Source organism: Thalassospira lucentensis (assembly GCF_032921865.1).
Lineage (GTDB): Bacteria > Pseudomonadota > Alphaproteobacteria > Rhodospirillales > Thalassospiraceae > Thalassospira > Thalassospira lucentensis_A.
In genome coordinates this window covers 184,432-193,896 of sequence record NZ_CP136684.1, presented here as the reverse complement: position 1 = coordinate 193,896, position 9,465 = coordinate 184,432, and the positions used below count along the sequence as shown (strand labels likewise).

At 56.9% G+C, this 9,465-nt stretch carries 8 protein-coding genes; 7 read left to right on the top strand and 1 reads right to left on the bottom strand.

Annotated elements, in window-relative coordinates:
* Nucleotides 1-361 precede the first annotated feature (361 nt).
* On the top strand, nt 362-550 hold the full coding sequence (locus tag R1T41_RS01715; RefSeq protein ID WP_317339516.1) for a DUF3008 family protein: 189 nt from the start codon (nt 362-364) through the stop codon (nt 548-550).
* Nucleotides 551-573: 23 nt separating this feature from the next.
* Here the strand turns inward: R1T41_RS01715 and R1T41_RS01710 are convergent, their stop codons facing one another.
* Entirely contained in the window at nt 574-1,701 is a 1,128-nt protein-coding gene (locus tag R1T41_RS01710) for a Gfo/Idh/MocA family oxidoreductase (RefSeq protein ID WP_317339514.1), read from the bottom strand.
* A 109-nt stretch (nt 1,702-1,810) separates the two neighbouring features.
* Between R1T41_RS01710 and R1T41_RS01705 the strand changes: the two genes are divergently transcribed.
* From R1T41_RS01705 to iolD, 6 genes are all read left to right on the top strand, one after another.
* Nucleotides 1,811-2,635: a MurR/RpiR family transcriptional regulator gene (locus R1T41_RS01705; RefSeq protein ID WP_062953500.1), complete on the top strand. Its 825-nt coding sequence runs from the start codon at nt 1,811-1,813 to the stop codon at nt 2,633-2,635.
* 196 nt (nt 2,636-2,831) lie between these two features.
* Nucleotides 2,832-3,773 carry a sugar ABC transporter substrate-binding protein gene (locus R1T41_RS01700; protein ID WP_317339512.1) on the top strand — a complete coding sequence of 314 codons (942 nt, stop codon included), beginning with the start codon at nt 2,832-2,834 and terminating at the stop codon, nt 3,771-3,773.
* A gap of 76 nt (nt 3,774-3,849) precedes the next feature.
* Nucleotides 3,850-4,947: an ABC transporter permease gene (locus R1T41_RS01695; protein ID WP_062953502.1), complete on the top strand. Its 1,098-nt coding sequence runs from the start codon at nt 3,850-3,852 to the stop codon at nt 4,945-4,947.
* Nucleotides 4,947-5,726: an ATP-binding cassette domain-containing protein gene (locus tag R1T41_RS01690; protein WP_317339509.1), complete on the top strand. Its 780-nt coding sequence runs from the start codon at nt 4,947-4,949 to the stop codon at nt 5,724-5,726. The genes R1T41_RS01695 and R1T41_RS01690 overlap by 1 nt, the downstream gene beginning before the upstream one ends.
* Entirely contained in the window at nt 5,726-7,639 is a 1,914-nt protein-coding gene (locus tag R1T41_RS01685) for a bifunctional 5-dehydro-2-deoxygluconokinase/5-dehydro-2-deoxyphosphogluconate aldolase (RefSeq protein ID WP_317339507.1), read from the top strand. Before R1T41_RS01690 ends, R1T41_RS01685 begins: the two co-directional genes overlap by 1 nt.
* Nucleotides 7,636-9,465, top strand: coding sequence for a 3D-(3,5/4)-trihydroxycyclohexane-1,2-dione acylhydrolase (decyclizing) (gene iolD, locus R1T41_RS01680; RefSeq protein WP_317339505.1), 1,830 nt, complete (start codon nt 7,636-7,638; stop codon nt 9,463-9,465). The genes R1T41_RS01685 and iolD overlap by 4 nt, the downstream gene beginning before the upstream one ends.

Here is a 9,465-nt window from a genome sequence, read left to right as displayed (position 1 = left end):
GTATTGAATTACTTGCATCTATTGATGACCGGGTTCGGTAAAAGGCAGGATATACATCGCCCGACCGGCAAATTGCCGGTGAAGATTGATCAGCCGGATCGATCCAGAACAAAATGGTCGCGTGCGGCGCGTACGATTCGTGAAATGTGACCGGCAACGAAGGATCGTCGTGCGTCGAGCGAATAAGGCATCCCGATGGAGGAAACCTTCCTGTGATATGATGTGGTACATACAGATTGGTGTCGTACCGACGATTTGAAATCACGGCCTTTCCAATGAACTGGTTTAACGTTTTTTGGAACTTCCGGCCTGTTTTGGATGTTTGACAATCAGGGCAAACATCCAAAACAGGGACGAGACAATGCCTGCGAAATCCAAAGCACAGCAGATGGCGGCCGGTTTGGCGCTTTCGGTCAAACGGGGCGAGAAGAAGAAAAGCGAGCTTAAAGGTGCTGCGAAAGAGATGGAAGAAACCATGTCCGAAGCGGAGCTTGAAGAGCTGGCATCGGGCAAGCGGAAGGGCAAGCCCGAACATAAGTCGGACTTCTGAGCCCTTCCGATAAAGCCGTGGGTTTAAAGGTCGTCGATTTTTACGCGCCGTTCCTCGCGGGCCGAGAGGGCAACCGCGTGGATGACTTTTTCGAATTCAAACGCATCATCAAAGCCCGGATAGGCGGCGTGATTGTCGCGGATGGCGCGCAGAAGGGCGGCGGCTTCGATCACTTTGAGGTCGTTAAAGCCGAGCTGATGACCCGGTGCGGGGCAGAAATTGCCATAAGGCGGATGTTCCGGGCCGGTCAGGATGGTGGTGAAGCCCTGTTTTGCTGCCGGGCCTTCGTTGCGGTAAAGCTGCAATTCGTTCATGCGTTCCTGATCAAAGCACAGCATGCCCTTGGTGCCATGGACCTCCCACGCCAGTCGGCTTTTGCGGCCCCATGCCGAACGCGATGTTGAAATGCTGCCCTGAACACCGCTGGCAAAGCGGACAAGGGCGGTTGCCGTGTCCTCGTTTTCGACCTTTGCCCGGCCTGATCCATCGGCCAGCGGGCGTGTATCGTGAACGGTCTGCATGTCGGCAATCAGGCTGTCGATCGGGCCGACAAGGCCATAGGTCATTGACACCAGATGGCATCCCATATCGCCAAGCGCCCCCAATCCGGCATCGGCAATCGTGCTGCGCCAGGTCCATGGCAGTTCGGGATTGGCCTGATAATCCTCGTCCACCCAGCCGCGGAAATGCACGATATCGCCAATCGCACCCTCGCGGAGCAATTTACAGGCATGGGTGAAGGCGGGGTTTTTGATGTAATTGTAGCCGACCATGGTTTTGACCGCGGCATTGCGCGCCGCATCGCGCATCGCGCGCGCCTGATCAAGTGTCAGGGCCAGCGGCTTTTCGCAATAGACATGCTTGCCCGCCGCAATTGCGGCCAGTGCCATGTCAAAATGCAGCATATTGGGGGTGGTGATCGATACGATATCGACCGCCGGATCGGAAATCAGGGCCTTCCAGTCGTCAGTAGCACGCGCAAAGCCGAACTGATCGGCCATGGTTTGGGCCTTATCCGCCGGGGTGTCGCATAGCAGTTCAAGCCGCACATCGGGGACATCGCCCATCACAGCGCGCACCGCGCCAAATGCAAGCGCATGCGCTTTGCCCATGAAACCGGTGCCGATCAGGCCAATTCCGATTGATGCCATTTCGCTGGACTCCCTGCCGATATCAAAATAGAATTTTTATTCTATAAAATGGATGATCATGGAATACATCCAGCGTCAAGCAAAAACAAAAACAGGAAACCCGTACGCCATGACGGACCAAACCGCGCCGGTCTCGCTTGAGGAATTCAATCATCGTCTTGCTGAAATATCGGAGGCAATGCCCAAAAGATTGAGGCAATGCGCCGAATTCGTTGCCCAGAATACAGACCGTATTGCGGTTTCGACCGTGGCGGAGCTGTCCGCCGGGGCGGGGGTACAGCCATCGGCCTTCATGCGGTTCTGTCAGTTGCTGGGCTTTTCGGGTTTTTCCGAAATGCAGAAGATGTTTCGCGAAACATATGCCCAGAAATGGCCCGATTACGCGACGCGATTGGAAAATCTGCGGGCAAGCGGGGCCGATAGCCCAAGCGCGCTTTTGGCCGAGTTTGTCGAGGCCGGGCGGCTGTCACTGGAAAATCTGGCATCGTCGATTGATGCAGGGTCGCTTGAAGAGGCGGTTGATGTGCTGGCCGCAGCCCCGATGATCCATATTGTCGGATTCAGGCGGGCATTCCCGGTCGCGAGTTATTTATCCTATGCGTTTGAAAAAATGGACATCCCGGCAGTGCTGCATGACGGGGTGGGGAAGCTTAACCCGCGCCACGCCATCCGCAAGGGCGATGTCATGATTGCCATTACCTTTGCCCCCTATTCGCAGGAAACCATCGATCTGGCGGCCTATGCACGGGGACTCGGCAACCCGGTGGTGGCGATTACCGATACCATGACCAGCCCGCTTCGGCGGATTGATGCCCTGACACTTGCGGTGTCCGAAGTCGATGTGGGTGCGTTCAGGGCGCTGTCGGCCACGCTTTCTCTGGCAATTTCGCTGGCGGTTGCGATCGGGGCGAAGCGCGATCAGGCTGCGCAATAGAAAAAATTTGTTGCATCAAAATAAAAATGGAATAAAAATTCCATTCATCGCATTTGGGGTTCCTAACGCCCGCAAGCGAGGCCCGGTAAAAAGTGACGCCTCAAGAAATCACAGGCCGGACCGCTCACTGAACATTCAGTCGACGCATCGGGGCGCAACATGCGGCCCCGTTTCAAAGCCACTAGGGAGGCTAACGATGAAGAAGACTTTGACCGCAATTGCGGCCGCTGCCATTGCCTTTGCCGGATTGACCGGGACTGCTTCGGCAGAAGACGAAAAATTCGTTCTGATCAGCCATGCACCGGACTCGGACAGCTGGTGGAACACCATCAAGAATGCCATCAAGGTCGCAGGCGACCAGATGGAAGTCACGGTTGATTACCGTAACCCGCCGACCGGCGATCTGGCCGATATGGCCCGTATCGTTGAACAGGCGGCTGCCACCAACCCGGACGGCATTATCGTTACCATCGCCGATTTCAACGTGCTTAAAGGCCCGATCATGGATGCGGTTGATCGCGGTATTCCGGTGATCACCATCAATTCCGGCACGGTTGAACAGTCCGCCGAGCTTGGCGCGCTGATGCATGTCGGTCAGCCGGAATATGATGCCGGTTTCGGCGCAGGCAAACGGGCCGCAGCCGCCGGTGCGAAATCATTTGTCTGTGTGAACCATTACATCACCAACCCGGCATCGGTTGAACGTTGCCGTGGCTTTGCCGATGCGCTGGGTGTCGAACTTGGCAGCCAGATGATCGATAGCGGCATGGACCCGTCGGAAGTGAAGAACAAGGTTGCGGCGTATCTTAATTCCAACCCGGATGTGGATGCGATCCTGACCCTTGGTCCGAACTCTGCGCACCCGACCCTGGCCGCCGTTCGTGATGCCGGTCTTGCCGGTCAGATCATGTTTGGCACGTTCGATCTTTCCAGCGAAATCGCCGAAGCGATCAAAAAGGACGAAATCAACTTTGCCATCGATCAGCAGCCTTACCTTCAGGGGTATCTGCCGGTCGTTATCCTGACCAACTATGCACGATATGGTGTTCTGCCATCCGGCAACATCAATTCCGGTCCTGGTTTCATTACCAAGGACAATATCGCGCTTGTTGAAAAATACGCTGGCGAATTCCGTTAAGTGTTACCTCCCGTCAGGGGGCTGGCATCTGGCCGCCCCCTGGCAAAATTCACCTGCCAGATAAAAGAGTGATGTCATGACGGACGAGCGGCTCAAGCAAGTCTCAACCCTTCGACGTGCCATGATCCGACCGGAACTGGGTGCTATTTGCGGCACGATCCTGGTCTTTGTTTTCTTCTTCATGATCGCGGGCGATAGCGGCATGTTCTCGCCCGAAGGGGTCCAGAACTGGGGCGTGGTTTCTGCGCAGTTTGCCATTATCGCCGTTGGCGCCTGTCTTTTGATGATTGCTGGCGAATTTGATCTGTCGGTTGGATCGATGATCGGCTTTGCCGGGGTGGTGATTGCCATTCTGTCGGTGCATATGGGATGGCCGGTGTGGCTGTCGATCATTGCGGCCTTCGTCGTTTGCGTCGCCCTTGGTGCGCTAAACGGGTTCCTTGTGATCAAGACCGGACTGCCGAGCTTTATCGTCACGCTGGCGTTTCTTTATATCCTGCGCGGTCTGACCATCTGGTTATCCATCCTGACCACGCGCCAGACGATTATTGGCGGGGTCAAGGAAGCCGCAGAGGGTGATCCGCTGGCTTTCCTGTTTGGCGGGGTGATTTTCAAGGACCTGTTCCAGTGGTTTGCCGATCTGGGGCTGCTTGATACCTTTACGCGCGGTTCGCGTGCCGGTCAGCCGGTTGTTGAAGGCCTGCCGATGCTGGTGGTCTGGGCGCTGGCTCTGGTGATTTTCGGGCACTGGCTTTTGACCAAAACCCGTTTCGGGAACTGGATTTTCGCATCCGGCGGGGATGCGCAGGCAGCACGCTATGTCGGGGTGCCGGTTAATCGGGTCAAAATCCTGATGTTCATGTTTACCGCGTTCTGTGCCACGGTTTTCGCCACCTGTCAGGTGATGGAATTCGGTTCGGCGGCAGCCGACCGCGGGCTTTTGAAAGAGTTTGAAGCGATCATCTGTGTGGTGATCGGTGGCGCGCTTTTGACCGGGGGATATGGTTCGGTCATCGGGGCGGCACTTGGCGCGCTGATTTTCGGTGTGGTTCAGCAGGGGCTGTTTTTTGCCGGGGCTGAAAGTTCGCTGTTCCGTGTGTTCCTGGGCGGTATCCTGATCCTTGCCGTCATCATGAACACCTATATCCGCCGCATGATCACGGGAGAACGGTGATGAGCACGCCATTGATTGAAATGAACAATATCGAAAAGCATTTTGGTCCGGTGATTGCGCTGGGCGGGGTGTCGTTCGATGTGATGGAAGGCGAGTGCCATTGTCTTCTGGGCGATAATGGTGCGGGCAAATCGACCTTTATCAAGACCATGTCGGGTGTGCATAAACCGACCAAGGGGACGATGAAGGTCAGCGGCAAGGAAATCACATTTGATAGCCCGCGTGACGCCATGGAAAGCGGCATTGCCACCGTTTATCAGGATCTGGCGATGATCCCGTTGATGTCGGTGACGCGCAATTTCTGGATGGGGCGTGAACCGCGCAAAAGTTTCGGCCCGTTCAAATGGATCGATTTCGATCATGCCAATTCCGTCACGCTGAACGAAATGGCCCGTATGGGCATCAATCTGCGTGAACCCGAACAGGCGGTTGGCACCCTTTCGGGGGGCGAGCGGCAGACGGTGGCGATTGCGCGTGCGGTCTATTTCGGGGCCAAGGTCCTTATTCTGGACGAGCCGACATCGGCCCTTGGCGTGCGGCAGACATCCAATGTCCTTGCGACCATCGACCGTGTGCGCAAATCGGGCATCGGGGTGATTTTCATTACCCATAACGTGCGCCATGCCATGGCGGTAGGCGACCGTTTCACGGTTTTGAACCGCGGGCAGACGCATGGCACGGCAAAGCGGGGCGAAATCAAACCCGAAGAATTGCAGGATCTGATGGCGGGCGGTCAGGAACTGGCCGAGCTTGAAGGATCGCTTGGGGGGACGATCTGATGAAAAAGCTTGATGTCATTACCATCGGAAGATCATCGGTCGATCTTTATGGCGCGCAGATCGGCGGCCGACTTGAGGATATGGCATCCTTTAGCAAATATATCGGCGGATCGCCCACCAATATGGCGTGCGGAACCGCGCGGCTTGGCCTGAAATCAGCCCTGATTACGCGGGTCGGGGACGAGCATATGGGCCGTTTCATCCGTGAACAGCTTGTGGCCGAAGGGGTGGATGTGCGCGGGGTGATTACCGACCCCGAACGTCTGACGGCCCTTGTCCTTTTGGGCGTGCGCGATCAGGAACAGTTTCCGTTGATTTTCTATCGCGAAAACTGTGCCGATATGGCGTTGTGCGAGGATGACATTGATCCCGAATTCATCGCCGATGCGCGGTGCGTTACGGTGACAGGGACGCATTTATCGCATCCGCGCACGCGGGGAGCGGTTCTGAAGGCGTTGAAACTGGCGCGGGAAAATGGGGCCAAAACAGCACTTGATATCGATTACCGGCCCAATCTTTGGGGATTGTCGGGGCATGGGGACGGTGAAAACCGCTTCATTGCATCGGACAAAGTCACCAAGGAGCTGCAATCGACCCTGCATCTGTTTGACCTGATTGTCGGGACCGAGGAAGAATTTCACATTGCCGGTGGCACGACCGATACGCTTGAGGCGCTTGAAAATGTGCGGGTTACGTCGCATGCGACGCTGGTGTGCAAACGCGGGCCGATGGGGGCGGTTGCCTTTACCGGCAAGATTGGTGCGAAGCTTGATGACGGTATTTCCGGCCCTGGTTTCCCGGTTGAGGTGTTTAACGTTCTGGGCGCTGGCGACGGGTTTATGTCCGGCCTGCTCAAGGGCTGGCTGACGGATCAGGATTGGGAAACGTCGCTTAAATATGCCAATGCCTGCGGGGCGTTTGCGGTGTCGCGGCATGGCTGCACGCCGGCCTATCCCAGTTGGGAAGAATTGCAGTTCTTTTTCAAGCGGGGGATCAAGAACCCGTCGTTGCGTCATGATGCGGAGCTGGAGCAGATCCATTGGTCGACGAACCGGATTGGTGACTGGCCGGAAATGCGGGTTTTTGCATTTGATCACCGCATGCAGCTTGAAGACCTGGCCGATGAGGTTGGCGTTTCGCGCGACCGGATCGGGCCGTTCAAGGAGCTTTGTCTGCGTTCGGTGCGCGATGTAGCGGGCGACAAATCGGGTTATGGCATCCTGTGCGAACCGCGCCTTGGCCGTGATGCGCTTTATGCCGCAGCCGGTACCCGGCTTTGGATCGGGCGGCCGGTTGAATTGCCGGGATCGCGTCCGTTACGGTTGGAAATCGGCCCTGATATTGGCAGCAAGCTTGCCGAATGGCCGGTCGAGCATGTCGTCAAGGTGCTGTGTTTCTATCACCCCGATGACGACGCGGCGATGAAGGCCGATCAGGAAGAAACCATCAAACGTCTGGCAGATGGGGCACGGGCCAACAGGCTTGAATTCCTTCTGGAAATCATCCCGTCCAAGGTTGCGGCCTGTGATGATCAGACGACGGCAAAGATCATCCAGCGGTTCTATGAAATCGGGGTGTATCCCGATTGGTGGAAGCTGGAGCCGATGAAATCGGACACGGCATGGCGTCATGCCTGTGACATGATTTCGCGCCATGATCCGTATTGCCGGGGCATCGTCGTTCTGGGCCTTGAAGCGCCCGAAGCCGAACTGGTGGCAAGTTTCGAAGTTGCCGCCAAGCATGACATGGTCAAGGGATTTGCCGTCGGGCGGACGATCTTTGCCGGGGTTGCGCGCGACTGGCTTGCGGGTAACATTGACGATCAAACAGCCGTTGCACAGATGGCGGAAAAATATCGCGCGCTTTGCACCACATGGGACGCGGCACGCAAAAAATCGGGAGGAGCGGCATGAAAACCGTTCGACTAACCGCCGCCCAAGCGATGGTGCGGTATCTGAGCAAACAGCAGAACGAAGACGGTGTACCGTTTTTCGGCGGGTGCTGGGCGATTTTCGGTCATGGTAATGTCGCCGGGATTGGCGAGGCATTGCATGGCATAGGTGATGATTTCCCGACATGGCGCGGCCATAACGAGCAGGGCATGGCCCATGCCGCCATTGCATATGCCAAGGCATCGAACCGCAAGCGTGCCATGACGGTCACGACATCGATCGGGCCGGGTGCTACCAATATGGTGACCGCCGCGGCCTTGGCGCATGTCAACCGCCTGCCGGTTCTGTTTGTGCCCGGTGACGTGTTTGCCAATCGCGCACCTGATCCGGTGTTGCAGCAGGTCGAGGATTTCGGCGATGGCACGATTTCGGCCAATGATTGTTTCAAGCCGGTCAGCCGTTATTTTGATCGCATCATGCGCGCCGAGCAGCTTTTGACCGCCCTGCCGCGTGCGATGGCGACCCTGACCGATCCGGCCGATTGCGGGCCGGTGACATTGGCATTCTGTCAGGATGTGCAGGCCGAGGCGTTTGATTGGCCCGAAAGTTTCTTTGATACCAAAATCTGGAAAACCCGGCGTCCGCGTGCCGATCTGGATCAGCTTGACGCGGCGGTGGCGGCGATCAAGGCGGCCAAGCAACCGATGATCATTGCCGGTGGCGGGGTGCATTATGCCGGGGCGTGTGGTGCCTTGGCCGAGTTCGCCCATCGTCACAATATCCCGGTCGGGGAAACGCAGGCGGGTAAATCCGCCATGCCGTGGGATGATGAGCTTAACCTTGGTTCCATTGGTGTCACGGGGGCCAGTAGTGCCAACGCGATTGCCGAAAAATCCGATCTGATCATCGCGGTCGGCACACGATTGCAGGATTTCACCACCGGAAGCTGGGCGCTGTTCAAGCATCCGGAGCGGCGCATCCTGTCGATCAATGTCGCGTCCTATGACGCGGCCAAACACAATGCGATTGCGGTAACGGGTGATGCCAGGGTGACCTTGGCCGAAATCGGCGGGATGCTGGGCGATTACCGGGCACCGGCGATTGATGCCGGGCTTAAATCCGACTGGATTGCGGCGGTGGACAAGGTAACGGCAACGCCGACGGGCAATGCCCTCCCGACCGATGCACAGGTGATTGGTGCGGTTCAGCGAAGTGTCGATGACGATGCGATTGTCGTCTGTGCGGCGGGTGGTCTGCCCGGCGAGTTGCACAAGCTTTGGAAGGCGGCAAAACCCAATGGTTATCACGTTGAATATGGCTTTTCCTGCATGGGATATGAAATTGCCGGCGGGCTTGGGGTCAAGATGGCACAGCCCGACCGCGAGGTCGTGGTGACGGTCGGTGACGGATCATATATGATGATGAATTCCGAACTGGCGACCAGTGTGATGCTGGGCCACAAGATCATCACCGTGATCCTTGATAACCGCGGCTTTGGCTGCATCAACCGGCTGCAGATGGCAACCGGCGGGGAGAGTTTTAACAACCTTCTTGATACCGCGCGCCATGTGGTGCCGTCCGCGATTGATTTCACCGCCCATGCCGGATCGATGGGGGCGATTGCCGAAAAGGTATCGTCGATCAGCGAACTGGAAGCGGCGATGGAACGTGCCCGGAAGGCAGACCGTTCCTATGCCATTGTCATTGATACCGATCCCCTGCCAAGCACCGATGCCGGTGGCCATTGGTGGGATGTTGCCGTGCCGGAAGTTTCGGTGCGGCCAACGGTGAATGAAGCACGCAAAAATTACGAAGCTGCGCTTAAACAACAGCGCCCCGGAGATTGA